The organism is Stenotrophomonas chelatiphaga (assembly GCF_001431535.1).
GTDB classification, from domain to species: Bacteria; Pseudomonadota; Gammaproteobacteria; order Xanthomonadales; family Xanthomonadaceae; genus Stenotrophomonas; species Stenotrophomonas chelatiphaga.
Genome location: NZ_LDJK01000146.1, coordinates 1 through 677, shown reverse-complemented (window position 1 = coordinate 677; position 677 = coordinate 1). Strand labels below are relative to the sequence as shown.

Annotated in this window: 1 protein-coding gene; it reads left to right on the top strand. The window is 69.3% G+C overall.

What is annotated here, in order from left to right; translation table 11 throughout:
• Positions 1–532, top strand: a 532-nt coding sequence (locus ABB28_RS17565; RefSeq protein WP_057687629.1) for an SDR family oxidoreductase, incomplete at its 5' end; no start/stop codon positions are given.
• Positions 533–677: the final 145 nt, after the last annotated feature.

Genomic DNA, 677 nt, shown 5'->3' with positions numbered 1-677 from the left:
CGCCCTGGCCGACCTCGTCGAGCAGGCGGTGGCCCATTTCGGCCGGCTGGATGCGCTGGTCAACAATGCCTCCAACTTCTTCGCCACCCCGCTCGGGCAGATCACCGCCGAAGCGGTCGATGACCTGTACGCGGTGAATGCGCGCGCGCCGCTGCTCCTGGCCCAGGCCGCTGCACCCCACCTGCGTCGCAGCCACGGCAGCATCATCAACCTCACCGACCTGCACGGCAGCCAGCCCATGCGCGACCATCCGGCCTACTGCATGGCCAAGGCCGCGCTGGAAATGGTGACCCGCTCACTGGCGCTGGAACTGGCGCCCAAGGTGCGGGTGAACGCGGTGGCGCCCGGGGCCATCCTGTGGCCGGAAACCGGCAAGGATGATTTCGCGCGCGAGGCGCTGCTGGCGCGCACTCCGCTGGCGCGCATCGGCACGGTGGAGGAAATCGCCGAAGCGGTGCGCTGGCTGATCGCCGATGCCGGCTTCGTCACCGGCCATACGCTGCGGCTGGATGGCGGGCGCACGCTGTCCTGAGTCACCGGCTTCGGTAGTGACGACCGCTGGTCGTCAACGTCTGCTCGGTAGTGACGATCGCTGGTCGTCAGCTCCTGCCGCTGCGCTCGCCGAGCATGGAGCCGCGCTGCCCTTCAATCGGCACCGGGCCCCAGTTCCACCACCT